The sequence below is a fragment of the Phocaeicola sp. HCN-40430 genome (assembly GCF_037890285.1).
Lineage (GTDB): Bacteria > Bacteroidota > Bacteroidia > Bacteroidales > Bacteroidaceae > Phocaeicola > Phocaeicola acetigenes.
On sequence record NZ_JBBKBS010000011.1, the window covers coordinates 33,316 to 52,151 of the forward strand.

At 41.7% G+C, this 18,836-nt stretch carries 17 protein-coding genes; 5 read left to right on the forward strand and 12 right to left on the reverse strand.

Translation table 11 applies throughout. The features are described 5' to 3' along the window. Positions 1 to 16: 16 nt before the first annotated feature. The 7 genes from WKU26_RS06605 to lptB all read right to left on the reverse strand — a co-directional run bounded on the left by WKU26_RS06605 (position 17) and on the right by lptB (position 9,773). Positions 17 to 1,162 carry an MFS transporter gene (locus WKU26_RS06605; RefSeq protein ID WP_340321358.1) on the reverse strand — a complete coding sequence of 382 codons (1,146 nt, stop codon included), beginning with the start codon at positions 1,160 to 1,162 and terminating at the stop codon, positions 17 to 19. 107 nt (positions 1,163 to 1,269) lie between these two features. Beyond that, the gene (locus WKU26_RS06610) at positions 1,270 to 2,280 is read right to left on the reverse strand and encodes a LacI family DNA-binding transcriptional regulator (protein WP_340321359.1); all 1,011 of its coding nucleotides are present in this window, start codon (positions 2,278 to 2,280) and stop codon (positions 1,270 to 1,272) included. 255 nt (positions 2,281 to 2,535) lie between these two features. After that, on the reverse strand, positions 2,536 to 4,719 hold the full coding sequence (gene recQ, locus WKU26_RS06615; RefSeq protein WP_269876712.1) for a DNA helicase RecQ: 2,184 nt from the start codon (positions 4,717 to 4,719) through the stop codon (positions 2,536 to 2,538). Between the two features lie 140 nt (positions 4,720 to 4,859). Next, positions 4,860 to 6,113, reverse strand: a complete 1,254-nt coding sequence (gene clpX, locus WKU26_RS06620; RefSeq protein ID WP_269876711.1) for an ATP-dependent Clp protease ATP-binding subunit ClpX — start codon at positions 6,111 to 6,113, stop codon at positions 4,860 to 4,862. 37 nt (positions 6,114 to 6,150) lie between these two features. Next, on the reverse strand, positions 6,151 to 6,822 hold the full coding sequence (clpP, locus tag WKU26_RS06625) for an ATP-dependent Clp endopeptidase proteolytic subunit ClpP (RefSeq protein WP_338157909.1): 672 nt from the start codon (positions 6,820 to 6,822) through the stop codon (positions 6,151 to 6,153). A gap of 209 nt (positions 6,823 to 7,031) precedes the next feature. After that, a complete protein-coding gene (gene tig / locus WKU26_RS06630) occupies positions 7,032 to 8,381 on the reverse strand; it encodes a trigger factor (RefSeq protein WP_338157894.1) in 1,350 nt (449 codons plus the stop codon). 588 nt (positions 8,382 to 8,969) lie between these two features. Beyond that, positions 8,970 to 9,773, reverse strand: coding sequence for an LPS export ABC transporter ATP-binding protein (gene lptB, locus WKU26_RS06635; RefSeq protein ID WP_269876708.1), 804 nt, complete (start codon positions 9,771 to 9,773; stop codon positions 8,970 to 8,972). Between the two features lie 148 nt (positions 9,774 to 9,921). On the opposite strand from lptB, the gene WKU26_RS06640 reads away from it, so the two are divergent. Both WKU26_RS06640 and WKU26_RS06645 read left to right on the forward strand, forming a co-directional pair. Then, a complete protein-coding gene (locus tag WKU26_RS06640) occupies positions 9,922 to 10,662 on the forward strand; it encodes an MlaE family ABC transporter permease (protein ID WP_269876707.1) in 741 nt (246 codons plus the stop codon). Positions 10,663 to 10,666: 4 nt separating this feature from the next. Further along, positions 10,667 to 11,461 carry an ABC transporter ATP-binding protein gene (locus WKU26_RS06645; protein ID WP_269876706.1) on the forward strand — a complete coding sequence of 265 codons (795 nt, stop codon included), beginning with the start codon at positions 10,667 to 10,669 and terminating at the stop codon, positions 11,459 to 11,461. A gap of 102 nt (positions 11,462 to 11,563) precedes the next feature. On the opposite strand, the gene WKU26_RS06650 is transcribed toward WKU26_RS06645, so the two are convergent. Beyond that, positions 11,564 to 12,850 (reverse strand): UDP-N-acetylmuramoyl-tripeptide--D-alanyl-D-alanine ligase, encoded by a 1,287-nt coding sequence (locus WKU26_RS06650; RefSeq protein WP_340321360.1) that lies wholly within the window; start codon positions 12,848 to 12,850, stop codon positions 11,564 to 11,566. 116 nt (positions 12,851 to 12,966) lie between these two features. On the opposite strand from WKU26_RS06650, the gene folP reads away from it, so the two are divergent. Next, positions 12,967 to 13,830: a dihydropteroate synthase gene (gene folP / locus WKU26_RS06655; protein WP_340321361.1), complete on the forward strand. Its 864-nt coding sequence runs from the start codon at positions 12,967 to 12,969 to the stop codon at positions 13,828 to 13,830. Positions 13,831 to 13,846: 16 nt separating this feature from the next. Continuing rightward, positions 13,847 to 14,635 (forward strand): diadenylate cyclase CdaA, encoded by a 789-nt coding sequence (cdaA, locus tag WKU26_RS06660; protein ID WP_269876703.1) that lies wholly within the window; start codon positions 13,847 to 13,849, stop codon positions 14,633 to 14,635. Here the strand turns inward: cdaA and WKU26_RS06665 are convergent. From WKU26_RS06665 to WKU26_RS06680, 4 genes are read right to left on the reverse strand one after another with little or no spacing between them, the layout of a single operon-like run. Beyond that, positions 14,632 to 15,666 carry a GNAT family N-acetyltransferase gene (locus tag WKU26_RS06665; protein WP_340321363.1) on the reverse strand — a complete coding sequence of 345 codons (1,035 nt, stop codon included), beginning with the start codon at positions 15,664 to 15,666 and terminating at the stop codon, positions 14,632 to 14,634. The genes cdaA and WKU26_RS06665 overlap by 4 nt on opposite strands. Further along, entirely contained in the window at positions 15,663 to 16,553 is an 891-nt protein-coding gene (locus tag WKU26_RS06670) for a DUF2156 domain-containing protein (RefSeq protein WP_340321364.1), read from the reverse strand. Before WKU26_RS06670 ends, WKU26_RS06665 begins: the two co-directional genes overlap by 4 nt. A gap of 10 nt (positions 16,554 to 16,563) precedes the next feature. Continuing rightward, on the reverse strand, positions 16,564 to 17,259 hold the full coding sequence (locus WKU26_RS06675) for an LrgB family protein (RefSeq protein WP_269876700.1): 696 nt from the start codon (positions 17,257 to 17,259) through the stop codon (positions 16,564 to 16,566). Then, positions 17,240 to 17,590: a CidA/LrgA family protein gene (locus WKU26_RS06680; protein WP_269876698.1), complete on the reverse strand. Its 351-nt coding sequence runs from the start codon at positions 17,588 to 17,590 to the stop codon at positions 17,240 to 17,242. Before WKU26_RS06680 ends, WKU26_RS06675 begins: the two co-directional genes overlap by 20 nt. A 235-nt stretch (positions 17,591 to 17,825) precedes the next feature. Between WKU26_RS06680 and pta the strand changes: the two genes are divergently transcribed. Continuing rightward, positions 17,826 to 18,836 (forward strand): phosphate acetyltransferase, encoded by a 1,011-nt coding sequence (pta, locus tag WKU26_RS06685; protein ID WP_340321365.1) that lies wholly within the window; start codon positions 17,826 to 17,828, stop codon positions 18,834 to 18,836.

Here is an 18,836-nt window from a genome sequence, read left to right on the forward strand (position 1 = left end):
ATAATATCCTATATGATTAAATTTTATATAAAGCAATCCAAATATATACCAACACAGTAAGAGGAAGCAACAAACTGAAACACTGGTTACTTGCATCAGCTATCATCCCCATAAAAACCGGAAGTATAGCTCCACCAGCAACTCCCATAATCATCAGGGCAGAAGCCTCATTTGCCTTCTCACGATTAGTTTGTAACCCTTGAGAAAAAACAAATGGGAAAATATTGGCACAAGTCAATCCAATAAAGAAGAGAAGTACCATCATTCCTATCAAATTACCTAAAATGAGAAATAATCCCATAAATATAATTCCTCCCAATACACTCCAGGTCATCATCCTTTTAGCATTGAACCGGGTAAATAAAAAGCTACCTAAAAAAGTCCCCAGTGTACGTCCCACAAAATAAACACTACATCCAATACTTGCTTCTGCAATAGGAGAAGAACATCTTTCTACTAAATATTTGGGAACAGTTGTCATCAGACCTATTTCAAACCCAACACTCAACAATATCACAGAAAAAATCAGTAACATTTTACTCGATTTGAGCAATCCCAAAATACGAGATATCCCTTTTTGAGTTTCTACAAACTTTGTTTCCTCCGCCCGAACAGGTAACAAGCATAGAAAAGAAAACAAAGAAAGTATCGCATAAACCCAAAATATCAAATGCCAGTTCTGGAATTTACCAACGGCCATACTTACAATTAGCGGTCCCAACGTTGACGAAATTGCTTTCACAAAATTTCCTAACGTAATCATACTTGTAACTCTTTCCGGTCGTATCATATCCATTAACAATGGATTTAATGATACTTGCAACATAGTATTACTAATACCCAGTAGCATAAATGCTACAAGTACTACAGGAAAAGAATAACCTAATAAAGGAAGAATCATCGACAGAGAAGTCAATGCCAAACTATAAAGAACCATCTTTTTACGGCCAATCCTTCCCATAAGTACCCCTGTGGGTATTGAGCAGATTGCAAACCAAACAAACACCATCATTGGCAATAAATTTGCCAATGTGTCATTTAAAGCAAAATCACTTTTTACATAACTTGTAGATACTCCTACAATATCTACAAACCCCATTACGAAAAAAGCAATAAAAACAGGCAGTAGATATGCCATTTTAAATTTCTCAGAAATATTCATTGTATTTTTCAGTATTATAGTATTAACAAAGCTAAATTACTTCATATATATTTTTATCATCACTAAACACAAGTTTATTTAATCGGTTAAATAATATAAGAAAAAAATTACTCTTCCCCTATACTAGGCAAAAAAGTATTCTGCAATACCTTAGCTTGCAAAACAAAATCCTTTCCTTCGCGAATATTAGCTAACAAAATATTAACAGCCTCCGCGCCTAACTCTTCTATAGGAAACACCGTAGCAGACATTTCCGGAGCCAAGACATCAAGTCCTGCCATCGTATGAAAAACTCCCATTTTAAAACGATGATAATCAATACCACGCTTCACCATATAACGGATTGTAGCCATCGCTAGATAATGTGTCGTAAAGAAAAAACCATCCACATCAGGAATTTCCTGAAAAAGAAAATCTAATTTCTCATATATATCAACCTTATAATTCTGTCTATCTATAAAAACTTTCAACGCGAAGTCCTCCTTTATCCCTACTTCACGCAATGCTGCACTATAGCCTTCTACACGCTGCTTTATTACAAAAAGGTGAGCATCTGTCACCAAAGTAGCTATCTTTTTAGCTCCCTTATTTACTAAAGCCTCAACTAGTTCATAAGCACTTCCAAAGTTATCCACAATCACATAATTAGTTTCCATATTCTGATAATATCGATCAACTAATACAAAAGGAATATCCAACTTTTGTAAATACTTAATTCCTTTTACTTCAGTCTTAGTAGGAGCAATAATCAGCCCATCTACTCTCTTTGCTATTAACGTATAGATTAACTCATATTCTTTATTCCCATCTCCCTCGGAACTACATACAATTAAAGAATAACCATTCTTTGCAGCTTCTTTTTCTATATAATAAGCCATTTGGGCATAATAAGAGTCTCGCAAAAAAGGAATCACAAGCCCCAATGTTTTCGAAAAACCTAAAGACAGGCTACGTGCAACAAGATTTGGACGATAATTAACCGATTTTGCATATTCCTTTACCCGCTTAATCGTCTTTTCACTAAAACCCTTACTCTCTCCTTGACCTGACAAGATCCAGGAAACAGTAGCTTTTGACAGATTCAGCGCATTGGCAATATCCTTAATAGAAACACTCATATCGGTTATTATCAGTTACTTCAAAATACCAAGGTTAATGTTTGATACAAAAATAGATATATTTTATTTTAACCGGATAAATAACATCCTTTTATTTCCTATTTTAACAATATTTATCACATTATTTCAATAAGTTTAAAGGCATCCTCATTTCAAATATAAAAACTGCGTAACAATCTTGTCTGTTCTTTATACAAGACTGCTACGCAGTTTATATTATCACCCGAAAACAAGAATGTTTTCGAAGTTATTTTATTAATTAGCCATTTCTGAGATAAACTTGATGCGTACCAAGCGGATTTCCTCTTCAGTATAATCTGCGCCTAATTCATCCATTGCATCATCTATCTTGTCAGTAGTTGATTCCTTGAAGTAATCATAGATGTCCAACATATGATCTTCATCCATCACTTCGTTCAAGAAATAGTCGATATTCAGCTTAGTACCCGAATAAACAATTGCTTCTATCTCATCCAGCAATTCCCCGAATTCAATACCTTTTGCCACTGCAATATCATCGAGAGCCACTTTCCTGTCAATACTTTGAATAATCGAAACCTTTAATTTCGACTTATTGGCAACAGTACGTACTCTTAAATCTTCCGGACGGTCAATTTCATTTTCTTCACAGTGCTTCTTAATCAGCTCACAGAATTCCTGTCCATAGCGTTTTGCCTTTCCAGCACCTACACCCGGTATATTCTGCAACTCTTCTAAAGTAACAGGGTAAATCGTTGCCATTGCTTCCAAAGACGGATCTTGGAAAATGACATAAGGAGGAACATCCAAACGCTTCGACATTTTTTTACGCAAATCCTTCAGCATTGAGAACAATGCTGGGTCTACCGCACACGAAGCGCCACTTCGCATAGGAACTTCTTCTGCTTCCTCTTCATCGAAATCCGCATCTTCTACAATCTTGAACGATTTCGGTTTCTTCAAGAACTTATGTCCTTCAGGAGTTACTTTCAGCAGCCCGTAGTTCTCTACATCTTTTGTCAAATACCCAGCAATCAGTGCCTGTCGGATTACCGCATTCCACAACCGGTCTTCCTCTCCCATACCGGAGCCAAACACTTCCAGCTCTTCATGTTTGTGTGCCAGAACCTCAGAAGTTTCTTTTCCGAGCAGCACATCCACTATATAGTCTTGCTTAAAGTTTTCTTTTACAGCAATGATTGTTTCAATCACTGCACACAACGAATCTTGCGCCTCCACTTGTTTTTTCGGATTTAAACAATTATCACAATTTCCACAATTATCTTCAGTATATTCTTCCCCGAAATAATGTAGCAATATCTTTCTTCTACAAACAGATGATTCTGCATAAGCTGCAGTTTCCAGTAAAAGCTGTCGCCCTATTTCCTGCTCCGAAATCGGTTTTCCCTGCATAAACTTTTCCAGTTTCTGCAAATCCTTATTCGAATAGAATGCAAGACAAATACCTTCACCTCCATCTCGTCCAGCCCGTCCGGTTTCCTGATAATACCCTTCCAGGCTCTTTGGAATATCGTAATGAATCACAAAACGTACATCCGGCTTATCGATACCCATACCAAAAGCAATGGTAGCTACAATCACATCAATGTCTTCTTTCAAAAAGGCATCCTGATTGGCATTTCGCGTAGCTGCATCCATTCCGGCATGATAAGGACGAGCCTTGATACCATTTGCCAGCAGCACTTCCGACAATTCTTCTACTTTCTTGCGACTCAAACAATAGATAATTCCCGACTTCTCACTATTTTGCTTAATGAACTTGATAATCTCCTTATCTACGCTGTTTGTTTTCGGACGAACCTCATAATACAAATTCGGCCGGTTAAACGATGATCTGAACTCTACCGCATCCGTCATCCCTAAGTTTTTCTGGATATCCATCTTCACCTTCGGGGTAGCCGTTGCAGTCAAAGCAATCACCGGAGCTTTACCTATTTCATTGATGATAGGACGTATTCGCCGATATTCCGGACGGAAGTCATGTCCCCATTCCGAAATACAGTGTGCCTCATCAATGGCATAGAAAGAGATTTTTACCTGTTTCAGAAAATCCACATTTTCCTCTTTCGTCAACGATTCGGGAGCCACATACAGCAACTTGGTCTTACCGTTTACTATATCCGACTTCACCTGATCGATTGCCGATTTTGTCAACGACGAATTAATGAAATGTGCCACACCATCTTCTTCACTGAAGTTTCGCATGGCATCCACCTGATTCTTCATCAGGGCAATTAGCGGAGATATAACAATTGCCGTTCCCTCCATTAACAAAGAGGGCAATTGATAACACAACGACTTGCCGCCACCGGTAGGCATCAGAACAAAAGTATCCTTTCCGGCGAGCAAATTACGAATGATAGCTTCCTGATTTCCTTTGAAAGTATCGAAGCCGAAATACCGCTTCAGTTGCTCCGTTAAATTGATAGATTCCGTCATTGTCCTTAATATTTTGTGAATTTTAGTTGCAAATAGCTTATGTCTACTGTAACAAAGTTATAAACAACTTTCGATATTACACAAATATTCGGGATAATATTTTACTGAAAAAATATATTTTTCTCTACAAATCTCTCTTCTCAGCTCATTTGCAAACGAGACAGATTGGCCTTATTCATCTGTTCTTTGGCATACTCCAGCGTCACGGTGAATGTATCAACTTTCCGAGAAGGAATTTCAAACATTGTATCCATCATAATGGTTTCTACAATTGAGCGCAGTCCACGTGCTCCCAATTTATATTCCACAGCCTTGTCTACAATATATTCAAATACTTCAGGTTCGAACTCCAGTTTCACTCCATCCATTTCGAACAGTTTGATATACTGTTTTATGATTGAGTTCTTCGGTTCTGTCAGAATATTCCGTAAAGCTGTACGGTCCAAAGGATTCAGATAAGTAAGGATAGGCAAACGGCCGATAATTTCCGGAATCAGACCGAACGATTTCAAGTCCTGCGGTGCAATATACTGCATCAGATTATTACGGTCGACTTTTACCGTTTCCTTTGCAGCACTATACCCTACCACATTCGTATTCAGTCGTTGCGCAATCTTACGCTCAATACCGTCGAATGCTCCTCCACAAATAAAGAGAATATTCTTCGTATTTACCGGAATCAATTTCTGCTCCGGATGCTTACGGCCTCCCTGAGGAGGAACATTTACAATCGAGCCTTCCAGCAACTTCAGCAAGCCTTGCTGAACACCCTCTCCACTCACGTCGCGAGTAATGGAAGGATTGTCTCCCTTGCGGGCTATTTTATCTATCTCGTCGATAAACACAATTCCCCGTTCCGCTTCTTCCACATTATAATCGGCAGCCTGCAACAGTCGGGTCAAGATACTTTCAATGTCTTCCCCCACATAACCAGCCTCTGTCAGTACTGTAGCATCTACAATAGTAAACGGCACATGCAGCAGTTTTGCAATGGTACGCGCCAATAAAGTCTTTCCGGTACCCGTACTTCCCACCATGATGATATTCGACTTTTCAATCTCCACATCATTCTGGTCTTTAGGCTGGAGCAAACGCTTGTAGTGATTATATACCGCTACCGAAAGATAGCGTTTTGCGTCATCCTGTCCAATCACATACTGGTCGAGAAACTCCTTGATGTCCTTAGGTTTCGGAAGTTCCTTCAGATTCAAGTCTCCGGCAGCCGACGATGCATTCTGATGCATTGCTTCTTTCACAATCTCATAAGCCTGTTCCGAGCAACTGTCACAAATACATCCGTTTACTCCGGTAATCAGAAATCCGACTTCGTTTTCCGAACGCCCGCAGAAGCTACAACGTCTCTTTCCTTTCGATGATTTATTATTATCTTCCAACGTTATTTCTGTTTTAAGCGATTCTTTTATTCACTTCTTATAGACCCGGTTTACGTGAAAGCACTTCGTCTATCATTCCGTATGCTTTCGCTTCCTCGGCAGTCATCCAGTAGTCGCGGTCAGAGTCGGCCCAAACCTTGTCGAACTCTGTATGCGAATGATCTGCAATAATGGTATAAAGTTCTTTTTTCAACTTCTGTATTTCGCGGGCAGTAATTTCGATGTCCGAAGCCTGTCCCTGTGCGCCTCCCATCGGCTGGTGAATCATCACACGAGAGTGAGTCAGCGCCGAACGCTTGCCTTCCTTACCAGCTACCAGCAACACCGCAGCCATTGATGCAGCCATACCGGTACAGATAGTTGCCACATCACTGCTGATAAACTGCATCGTATCATAAATACCCAGTCCGGCATATACAGAACCGCCCGGAGAGTTGATATAAATAGAAATATCCTTGCCTGAATCTACAGAATCAAGATACAGCAACTGTGCCTGCAAAGTATTTGCCGTATAGTCGTCTATCTGCGTACCAAGAAAGATGATACGGTCCATCATCAGTCGGGAGAATACGTCCAGCTGTGTTACATTCAACTGGCGTTCTTCAAGAATATAGGGATTCAGATAACCAGCCTGCGACTTGATCACGTCATCAAGTACCATGCTGCTCATACCCAAATGCTTGGTCGCATACTTTCTGAAATCGTCCATAGTTTTCATGTGTGATTAATTAAAAAAAGACAGAGACACAAAGACACAGAGTTCGTTTTTCTTCGAAGAATAACTCTGGGCCTCCGTGTCTCTGCGTATGTTTTGTTTTAGTTTTTAAGTTCTTGAGCTTCCAAGTATTCAAGTCTGGCACTCTTACGTGTTTGCCAAATTCAATCACCTAAGAACCCAAGATACTCATCAACCCATTCTTAGTCCTGGAACATTTTGTTGAATTCTTCAGCAGAAACCTCTTTACGGTTCAAAGTAACCTGAGCTTTCAAAGCCTCAGCCAGTTTTGCTTCAATAGTACGGTTTACCAAAGCTTCTACGCTTTCGCGTTTCTTCAACATTTCTTTTGCGTAGTTGTCCAGCAATTCATCAGGTACGTTGATCATACCATACTGAGCAAACTGAGCACGAGTAGCTTCTTTTGCCATTTCGTTGATGTCAGCCTGTTCAACTTTGATTTCGTTTGCTGCAACCAATTTTTCTTTAATCAAGTGCCATGTCAGTTCTTCCAGGCTCTTTTCGTAGTGTTCTGCTACGAATTCTTCGCCTTTTTCTTTGTTGTTTTCCAACATGATACGCTTCATCAGTTCGTCAGCGAATTCCAACTTACCAACTTTGTTAGTCAAATAAGTACGAACATCGATCAGGAACTTATAGTCACTGTCAGCTTCAAACTGTTTTGCGATAGCTTCCTTCACCTGTGCACGGAATTCTTCTTCGCTGTGAGCCTTTCCTTCGCCCAATACAGAGTCGAACAGTTCCTGGTTCAAGTCACCCGGAATCATACGAGTGATTTCTTCTACCTGGAAGCTGAAGTTACCCTTGTGGTTTTCAACGTCTTCTTTCTGAACTTTCAACAAAGAAGCCAATTCTGCTTCGTTGTTATCGAATGCAGTAGCAGGGTTGAATACCAATACAGTGTTAGTCTTCACACCGTTGAAGATAGCCTTCTGGTCGTCGTTCTTCATGTATTTCGGCATCATCACAGCGCCTTCTACCTGTACGCCACCTTCTTTTGTGTTGCCGTTTTCATCCAATTCAGCCAACAGACCTTTCAGCATGTCACCATCCTGATATTCGTCTACCTTGTCGTATTTTGCGTTACGCTGAGCGTACATCTTCACCTGCTGTTCTACCATTTCGTCAGCTACAGTGATATCAAAGTAGTCTACTGTATCGTTTGCAGAAAGTTCTACATTGAATTCAGGAGCCAATGCAATATCGAAAGAGAATTCAAAGTTTTCTTCTGTAGTAAAATCTACTGCGTTTTCTTTCGGCAGCGGAGTACCCAGCATGTTCACTTTGTTTTCACGGATGTATTCGTTTACTTTTTCCTGCATCAGTTTATCTACTTCCTCTACCAATACAGAAGTTCCGAACTGTTTTTTCACCAAGCTCATAGGAACCATACCTTTACGGAATCCCGGCATATTTACTCTCTGACGGAGAGTTTTCAGTGCTTTTTCTACTTTTTCCTGATAATCAGCTTTTTCAATCTGAACAGTAAGTACAGCACTTACTTTGTCTACGTTTTGCAATGAAATATTCATTTCCTGACTTATTTATTTAATTATTACTATATTTCTCTCTATAGAAACAGGCTGCAAAAATAATGTTTAATCTTTCAATAACCAAAATGTCTGATTAAAAAAAACATTTATTCAAAGTTTGCCTTATTACTATCTGTTTCAAGGATTGTTATCGGAATTGTTTTTCCATTTTCTGAAGAAAGACAACAGACTATGCATCTTTTTTTCTTTGATATCTTCCCAAAAATTCGTTTTTATAAGTATAAACCGATATTAAAATATCAGGCTTATGTCATGCTGAAAAGATGCAGTTCCGCAATCTTTTGACTTCCATAATCGACGACGGTGTTTATGAAAACAACGACGCTGAATACAGATACAACGACGTCGGATATAGAGCCGACGACGCCGGATAAAGAATAAGACAAATAGCGAAAGACTTTACAGCCGGTATCAAGCCCTATAAATTCAGACATTCCAAAGGCAAATACACAATACGATATAGCCTGATATCCCCTTCGGCGATAAAAAGAGACAAAGAGACCTGCATATTTTTATATTTGTCTACTTCATCCAAACAAACACAGGGCTCTTTATCTCTTTCTGCTGTTATTCTCTGATTTCTCTTGCCTCAAAATCTTTTCTACGCAAGACGAAACTGTTACTCAAATACTTTTCACGCACAATCTGGTTTTCGGCAAGTTCTTCGGGGGTACCTTGGAACAGAATCTTTCCTTCGAACAGCAGATAGGCACGGTCGGTAATACTCAAGGTTTCCTGCACGTTGTGGTCGGTAATCAGAATACCGATGTTCTTATCTTTCAACTTCCAGACAATGTGCTGAATGTCTTCTACGGCAATCGGGTCGACACCGGCAAAAGGTTCGTCGAGCATAATGAACTTCGGGTCGATGGCCAGACAGCGGGCAATCTCCGTACGACGACGTTCACCTCCGGACAACTGGTCGCCCAGGTTCTTGCGCACCTTCTGCAAGCGGAACTCGGCAATCAGACTCTCCAACTTTTCTTTCTGATACTCTTTCGAGGTATTGGTCAGTTCGAGTACAGAAGCAATATTATCCTCCACACTCATCTTACGGAACACAGACGCCTCTTGCGCCAGATAGCCGATGCCACTCTGCGCACGCTTGTATACCGGATAAGATGTAATATCCAAGTCGTTGAGATAAATATGTCCCTCATTCGGCACAATCAGACCAGTGGTCATATAAAAGGAAGTAGTCTTTCCGGCACCGTTCGGTCCCAACAGCCCTACAATCTCTCCCTGTTTCACATTGATGGAAACGTGGTTTACCACCGTACGCTTACCGTACTTCTTCACCAAATTTTCTGTACGGAGCACCATTCGTCCGTCCGAAGGAAGCTGAAATACTTCGTTTGCTTGTTCTGCCATAAGTTTGCTTGTAGAAATAAACATTCTGTATTTACGGCAAAAGTAGTAAAAATCTTGGGTTATGTGGTCATTCGTCCGAAATTCATCCGGCCTTTTAGGATAATATTGCTAAAAAACGTACTTTTGCAGTAAAATATTCTGTAACAATATGGTTAAACCAATCACTACATTAGGAAAGTATCTAATGTTAATGGGCAGAGTTTTCGCCCGCCCGGAACGGTTTCGGGTCTATTTCAAACAATATGTCAACGAGATGGCACAGCTGGGAATCAACTCCATCGGCATTGTGTTGCTGATTTCTTTCTTTATCGGTGCCGTAATCTGTATTCAAATCAAGCTGAACATCGAGAGCCCGTGGATGCCTCGCTTCGTAGTAGGATATACTACCCGCGAAATCCTGCTGCTGGAATTTTCATCGTCTATCATGTGTTTGATTCTGGCAGGAAAAGTCGGCTCGAACATAGCTTCAGAAATAGGTACCATGCGGGTTACCCAGCAGATTGACGCACTCGACATCATGGGTATCAACTCGGCTTCGTATCTTATCCTGCCCAAGATTCTGGGTCTGATGACTATGATTCCGATACTGGTAATTTTCAGCATTTTTGCCGGAGTAATAGGAGCGTTCTGTACTGCATGGATTGCAGGGATTACGAATGCAACCGATTTGGAATTCGGTTTCCAATATAGTTTCGTGGAGTGGTATGTATGGTGCAGCTTTATCAAATCGCTGTTCTTTGCGTTTATCATTGCCAGCGTATCGGCTTACTTCGGCTATACAGTAGAGGGAGGCTCCATTGCCGTAGGAAAGGCAAGTACAGACTCGGTGGTATCGAGCAGTGTACTGATTTTATTTTCCGACTTAATACTTACTCAATTACTCAGTTAAAAGAATGATACAACTCGAATCAGTTTACAAGTCGTTCGGAGAACGTACCGTACTGAACGACATCAATTATACTTTCGAAAACGGAAAGACCAATCTGATTATCGGACAAAGTGGTTCCGGAAAGACGGTACTGATGAAATGTATCGTGGGACTGCTTACTCCCGAGCAGGGCAAGGTACTGTACGATGGACGCAACTTGCTCGATATGGGAAAGAAGGAAAAGAAAACATTGAGAAGGGAAATGGGAATGATTTTCCAGAGTGCCGCGTTGTTCGACTCGCTTACGGTACTGGAAAATGTGATGTTTCCGCTGGATATGTTTTCGAATGACACCTACCGCGACCGTATAAAGCGGGCACAGTTCTGTCTGGACCGTGTCAATCTGCTGGACGCACAGAATAAATACCCTGGCGAAATCAGTGGAGGTATGCAGAAACGTGTGGCAATTGCACGTGCCATTGTGCTGCAACCGCAATATCTGTTCTGCGACGAGCCTAACTCCGGACTCGACCCGAAGACTTCGCTGGTTATCGACGAACTGATACATGATATTACTACAGAATATAACATGACTACGGTAATCAATACACACGACATGAACTCGGTATTGGGAATCGGCGACAGTATTCTGTATATCTATCAGGGGAAAAAAGAGTGGGAAGGCACAAAGCACGAGGTTTTCTCTGCTACAAACGAACGCCTGAACAACTTTATCTTTGCATCGGATTTGCTGAGAAAGGTAAAAGACGAAGGAATAAAAGAAGAACAATTGGCATCGATGAGAAACGCACTTAAATAGTATAGTGCTACGACATAAAAAAGGAGATACAAACTGCTGCATCGTTTCCTTGCATAAGCTGTTTGTATCTCCTTTGCTTTTTATTATCTGCCGGTTCTTCTTTTAAAGGTATTCCGGAAGACGGCTGAGTTTCATGCTGTTCGACCCTTTTATCAAAATATAATATCCTTCGGGCTTGTTCTGGCTGAATGCGGCTATCACTTCATCGACCGACGCATAACAGCAACCTTCGTGACGGGTATTGGCAAATTCATTTCCTACCAATATAATACGTTCTATACCGCACTGCATCAGATAGTCTGCTATTTTCTGATGCTCTTCGTGACTGCCTTCTCCCAATTCTTTCATATCGCCCAGCACAACCATCTTGTGTGGTACTTCCATACGTCGGAAATTCTCCAAAGCGGCCATCATACTGGTAGGATTGGCATTGTAAGCATCTACAATGAGTTTGTTGGCAGAGGTTTCTACCAGCTGGGAACGATTGTTCTGTGGAACATACTCTTCGATAGCCCGACATGCCGATTCAGCGTCTACTCCGAAATAGCGCCCAATGGCAATGGCTGCCAAGGCATTGTCCAGATTATAAGTACCAATCAGATGAGTTTGTACTTCGTGTGTTTGGCCATCGGTTGTGCAACGGAAAGCAAGGAAAGGAGAGCAACCGCTTACTTCTCCACTTACATACAGCCCCGGCTCTTGTCCGTAATACACACACTGCAATCCTTCTGTCAGTTTGTTCAGATAAGGATTTTCATGTTGCACAAACACAGTAGCTCCACCCTTTTCACGCAGGAAATCATAGAGTTCACCTTTAGTACGTATTACCCCTTCGAAAGAGCCGAATCCTTCCAGATGAGCTTTTCCTACATTGGTAATAATTCCATAGTCAGGTTCTGCAATATGTACGAGGGTACGGATTTCTCCGGGATGATTGGCTCCCATTTCAACCACTGCAATATCATCTTTCTCTGTCAACTGCAACAGGGTAAGAGGCACACCGATATGATTGTTCAGATTGCCTTGTGTATAATGCACGGTAAACTTCTGCTTCAAGACTGCAGCAATCAGTTCTTTTGTTGTAGTTTTTCCGTTAGTTCCTGTAATACCTATAATACGTGTTCCCAAACGGCGGCGATGATAGTTGGCCAACTGCTGTAAAGTATGCAGACAGTCGTCTACCAAAATAATATTCGGCTCTGTGGCATATTCAGCCTCATCTACCAAGGCATAACGGCATCCCTGACGCAACGCCTGGGCAGCAAACGCATTACCGTTGAAGGTAGCACCTTTCAATGCTACGAATAAAGAGCCTTCGGTGCAACGGCGTGTATCGGTAGTTACTCCATTACAAGCCTGAAAGCGTGTATATAATTCTGACAGTTCCATATCACTTTTTTTAAGCGTTATTTTCGGGACAAAGATAGTTGAAAAATCGTTCGTGGAACAGTAATAAATAAATAATTGTGTGTACATTTGCATCACTGTTAATGACACATTGTAACATGAAACACCGTATTGCCCGATATATTAACGTAAACGGCAGGCTGATGGACTTATCGTGCCCGCAAGTGATGGGAATTTTAAATGTAACTCCCGATTCATTCTATGCCGGCAGCCGGAAGCAGACCGAAGAAGAAATAGCCGCACGTGCACAGCAGATTCTTGCAGAAGGAGGCAGCATTATCGATATAGGTGCATACTCTTCGCGCCCCAATGCCGAACACATCAGTGCAGAAGAAGAAATGAAGCGGCTTCGGAACGGACTGGAGATTATCGGACGGGAGCATCCCGATGCTGTTCTGTCGGTCGACACATTCCGTGCCGATGTAGCACGCATGTGTGTAGAAGAATATGGAGTAGCCATCGTAAACGACATTGCTGCAGGAAATATGGACAGTGAAATGTTTTCTACCATTGCACGTCTGGGAGTGCCTTATATTATGATGCACATGCAGGGAACTCCCCAAAACATGCAGCAGCATCCGCATTACGAAGATGTATTGCGTGAAGTGTTGTACTATTTTTCTGAAAAGGTACAGCGTCTGCGCGATATGGGAGTGAAAGATATTATCCTCGATCCGGGATTCGGATTTGGTAAAACCATCGAACATAATTACGAACTCTTGAACCAGATGGAAGAGTTTGCGATATTCGAGCTGCCTCTGCTTGTTGGAGTATCCCGCAAATCGATGATATATAAGCTGTTGGGCATTACTCCCGAAGAGGCACTGAACGGCACGACAGTACTGCATACCATTGCCCTGATGAAGGGAGCCAACATATTGCGTGTACACGATGTGAAAGAAGCGGTAGAGGCAGTACGGCTTACCACTGCCATGAGAGAACAATCATCTGCAAGTTTATAAAAACACGATTCATCTTATGCCTTTCGATATTAATATAATAAGTGTAAAAGATATCATCGACATCTTACTGGTGGCTTTCCTGCTGTATAAGACTTACAAACTGATGAAATCTTCCGGTTCCATCAATGTCTTTATCGGGATTCTGGTATTCATCGTCATTTGGGTCATCGTATCGCAAGTCTTGCAGATGCGTCTGTTAGGGTCTATTTTCGATAAGTTGGTCAGCGTAGGAGTCATTGCACTGATTGTCCTGTTTCAAGACGAGTTGCGTCACTTCCTTCTGACATTAGGTTCACGTCACCGCACCAGCAGCTTTCTCCGGTTTCTGAAAGGCAACCGCAAGGAAAACACACAAAAAGAAGATATCATGCCGATTGTAATGGCATGTCTGAATATGAGCAAAGGAAAAGTAGGTGCTCTGATTGTGATAGAAAAGGAATTTCCACTGGACGACATTGTACGGACAGGAGACCTCATCGATGCCAATATCAACCAACGCCTGATAGAAAATATCTTTTTCAAAAACAGTCCGTTGCATGATGGAGCGATGGTTATCAGCAACAAGCGGATTAAAGCAGCCGGATGCATTCTTCCCGTATCGCACAATCTGAATATTCCGAAAGAACTGGGATTGCGCCACCGGGCAGCATTAGGTGTCTCTCAGGAGACAGATGCCATGGCTATTATTGTGTCCGAAGAAACCGGAGGTATCTCAATCGCCTACAAAGGAGAATTTTATCTGAAACTGAATGCAGAAGAACTGGAACGCATGCTTACTAATACCGACGAAACATCTGCTTCTTAATTCAGCATCAGACTCATATAGGGAGACTCATTCTTCAGAAGAAAACTTGTCAATTCCGCAATGGTATAGACTGTACAGATTTGAGGAATCTCTGACAAGCGTCGGCATGTTCCTCCTTCAAGCAAATAATACCCTTTGTTCTCCGGAATAGCCTCATCGTTCTCTACATATATACAATGTACTTCATCAGGATGTATTTGTGCATATCGCCTAAGACAAGTTTCAACATGAATCACTCGCGCCATTCCCAAATCCAGTGAAGAAAACGAGGAGGGTTTCACAATTTCGATTGTCTCTTTACCGTATTGCATAGCCAATAAAGCAAGTACCTCATCGGGAGAAACACCGGAATCCAACAGTATTTCTTTTACTTCAAGACTGTGAGAATGGGGTACACAGCAAACAATCCCTACCCACCTGTCGGCATCACGAACCGCCCAACAGCCTCCTCCGGAAAGGTGTAAGTCGGCTAATACTACTTTGAAATCATCTAATGTATGCTGTATACAGCACGAACGCGAATGCATTCGTTCATTAAAAAATCTATAAACTTCTGAAAAATAAGAAGATGCAGGATCTGCCTCACAGGCATTCCACAAGGATTTTCCGTTATCAACAGGTTGCATAGACCTGTTAATAACTTTTTCTTCCACTCCGTAACGGAAGCAAACTGCATATCCGGAACGAGCATAATAAACTTTCAGCCATTCTTCTGCAGGAATCAAAGTACTGAAGCAAATCCCTTCATCGAACATACGACGATGTACCTGCTGCAACAACTTTCGCATACTTCCCTGATTGCGATAATCGGGGTGTGTACAGGCTCCCGAGATATAAGAAACCGGAAACAATTCTCCACCATACGTCATCGGATAAGGTATTGTCTGCAAGGCAGCTATTACCTTCCCCCCCTCTTCTATCACATGATTGATACGGTCTGTATAACGCATACGGAAATAAAGATCCACAAACTCTTCCGTATCCTCGAAGCAGAGTTTCCAAAGTGCCTTGACTTGTTCCTTGATGCTCATTTTAATTCGGCTATATACTTTTCAAGAAGCGTATCGGGCTGATAAGACAGTTTAGCTTTCCGAAGCCCTTCCAATCCCAAATCCTCTTCACGGTTAATATAAATATACTGTTCCGGCAGCCTGCTCACAAACTCATTATTAATCATGGTATACGAACCTTCAATATCAGTATTGGCTTTTTCTACACATACATCGAAGGTTTCATCATTAATTGGAGCTCCGAAGGTAAATGCCACAATATTCCCGTTCACATGTAGTACACCACCGGTCAACTGCAATTCTTCCATAGCAGCCAAAGCAGCCGTCATCGACTTCCTCTCTGCTTGCAGCGCTTCATTCTCTGCACAGTCGTTTGCCTTGCACCATTGATTTTCCAGTCGCAGACACTCTGCAACCAACTCAGGAGTCAACGGTTTATATTCATAATCCGGATAAGCACTTTTGAATCGGTTGATATGATTACGTTTAGGCTGATATTTTTTCCCTCGCAATGTAGCAAGGTCCGAACGCAGATAAATATAATCAAAATAATCCCGATCGGCAGTAAAGACAAACTTTCCCGGAAAAGCATCTTCCAATTCCGAGCGCATATCAGCACATACTCCTGCCAGCAGGAACCGTTTACCATCGGTCTGTGCATCTTCCATCAAAGCCTCAATAACCGGACGAACATCTCCTTCACCCACCGGCATCATGTAAGCCCGCTCGTCTTCCATATAAAAACGGAACAGCAGAAAGCCATTCATTTCGGCTATCTGTGTACGATACAGAAAACGCCAGCTATATAAATTGGCAAACGAAAGATCACAGTTCCGGCGCTTGCTTTTCAGTGTATAACGTTGTACTCTTTCTCTGTCTTCGACTTCTATCGGTCTGAACGCAATCATAAAATCTGTTTTAATATAAACCTAACAAATGCAGGATAGTAGGAGTAAGCAAAGCTGTAAGAATCCCGTTCAAGGTCAGTCCCAGACTGGCATAGGCTCCATACTTTCCGCTGACTTCCATGGCACGCGATGTACCCACTGCATGCGAAGCGGTTCCCATCGACAAACCTTGTGCAATAGGACTTCCTACCCGGCCTACCTGTAATACCTTAAATCCGCAAATAGCTCCAAACAGTCCTACTACAATCACCACCGCAGCAGTCAAAGAAGGAATTCCTCCTACTGCATTCGATACCTCCATGGCAATCGGGGTAGTAACCGATTTTGGTGCCAGTGACATGATAACCTCGGGCGAAGCTCCCATCACCTTAGCAATGATGGTTACACTAACCAGTCCCACCACACATCCTGCTAATTGAGAAACAATAATCGGGAGCAATTGTTTTTTAATCATACGCAATTGTAAATACAAAGGAACTCCCAATGCCACCACAGCAGGCTTCAGCCAAAACTCAATCAGACCGCCGGCTTCATGATATTTTTCATACGATATATTGCTTACCTTCAAAAAACAAATCAACAAAGCTATCGCTATCAGAATAGGATTCAACAACACCCATCCTGTTTTTTTCTGCAACAATTTGGAAAAGAAGAAGGCTCCAAATGTGATAGCCAGCAGAAAAAACTCATTTTCTAAAAAATCCATACTTACGCACTAACTGATGAACCCAACCTGTAACTACTAACACCAATACGGTACTGACAAAAGTCGCAATGACGATGGGCCAGAACTGTGCTGCAATAATATCGAAATACAACATCAGCGCCACACCGGAAGGAACGAAGAAAAATCCAAGATTAGCGACCAGAAAATCAGACAATCCCTGCACCCAGTGCAGTTTTACCCAACCCAGTTTGAGGAAAAGAGTCAACAGCAGCATGCCGATAATACTGGACGGCAACTTCACTCCTGTCAGATAAACAATCAATTCGCCCAATGCCAGACATCCGAAAAGAATAAAACATTGACGTATCATACCTTAAAAACTTTATTGAAAACTGATGCAAAGTTATACTTTCATCTACAACCTATTCATAAATGCCCCCATTTTTCCTTTCCAAGTTTTTAAAGAAAGAGATTTAGCATACTTTAATCTCAAATATTTCAGATTTTGCAAACTACATATTGCAAAAATACCTACCTTTGCAAAGTGAAACAAAACTTCATAACGATTTATTCAATAAGCAATAATCTATTTAAAATAAATATTTATGGACTTAATTAGTCAAATCGTAGAACGCGCTAAAGCAAACAAACAGCGCATTGTGCTTCCGGAAGGAACTGAAGAACGTACTTTAAAGGCTGCTAATCAGATTCTGACAGATGGTGTAGCCGACTTGATTCTCTTGGGTAATCCTGATGAAATTATGAACTTGGCCAAAGAATGGGGCTTGGGTAACATTCATAAGGCTACCATTATCGATCCGGAAAATCATCCGAAACAAGAAGAATATGCACAACTGTTGTGCGAGCTTCGCAAGAAAAAAGGAATGACTATCGAAGAAGCACGCAAACTGGTGCTGAATCCATTGTTCCTTGGCTGTTTGATTATCAAAGCAGGCGATGCAGACGGACAGTTGGCCGGTGCACGCAACACTACAGGCGACGTATTACGTCCGGCATTGCAGATTATCAAGACTGCTCCGGGTATCACTTGCGTATCGGGTGCAATGCTGATGCTGACTCACGCTCCTGAATGTGGTGACAACGGTGTATTGGTAATGGGTGACGTAGCCGTAACTCCAGTTCCAGATGCAAGCCAGTTGGCACAGATTGCCGTTTGTACAGCACGTACAGCACAGGCTGTAGCAGGAATTGATCCGCGCGTTGCAATGTTGAGCTTCTCTACAAAAGGCTCTGCAAAACACGAAGTAGTAGACAAAGTAGTGGAAGCATTGAAATTGGCTAAAGAATTAGATCCGGAATTGAAGATCGACGGTGAACTGCAGGCTGATGCTGCTCTTGTACCAAAAGTAGGCGAAAGCAAAGCACCGGGTTCTGCTATTGCAGGTAAGGCAAACGTATTGGTTGTTCCTTGTCTGGAAGTAGGTAACATCTCTTATAAACTGGTAGAACGTCTGGGACATGCAACTGCTATCGGTCCTATCTTGCAGGGTATTGCACGTCCGGTAAACGATTTGTCTCGCGGTTGCTCTATCGACGATGTTTACAAAATGATTGCCATTACAGCAAACCAGGCTATTGCTGCCAAAGCTCAGTAA